1 protein-coding gene is annotated in these 460 nt (G+C 72.8%); it reads left to right on the top strand.

All coding sequences use genetic code 11. The features are described 5' to 3' along the window. Nucleotides 1-460: class I SAM-dependent methyltransferase (locus KGQ19_RS48870; protein WP_212022507.1), on the top strand; the 460-nt coding region annotated here is incomplete at both ends.

Below are 460 nucleotides of genomic sequence, written 5' to 3'. Positions count from 1 at the left end.
GCGAGCGGCGGCGGGTCGGGCGTGATGGCGAGCGACGCGGCGGCCGGGATGCCGCTGGTGCAGGCGGACGCCACGCGGCTGCCGTTCGCGGACGAGGCGTTCGACATCGTGTGCGCGGCGTACGGCGCGGTCCCGTTCGTCGCGGACTCGGCGGCGGTGATGCGCGAGGCGGCACGCGTGCTGAAGCCGGGCGGGCGCTGGGTGTTCTCGGTGTCGCACCCGATCCGCTGGTCGTTCCCGGACGACCCGACCGAGGCGGGGCTGACGGCGCGTGACTCGTACTTCGACCGGCGGCCGTATGTCGAGTTCGACGAGCGGGGGCTGGCGACGTACGCGGAACACCATCGGACGCTGGGTGACCGGGTGCGGGAGATCGTGGCGGCCGGACTGCGGGTGGTGGATGTGGTGGAGCCGGAGTGGCCGGCCGGGTTGACGGAGGTGTGGGGTTGTCTCTTATACA

Source organism: Catenulispora pinistramenti (assembly GCF_018274385.1).
GTDB lineage: Bacteria > Actinomycetota > Actinomycetes > Streptomycetales > Catenulisporaceae > Catenulispora > Catenulispora pinistramenti.
This window is presented reverse-complemented; position numbering and strand designations above follow the sequence as displayed.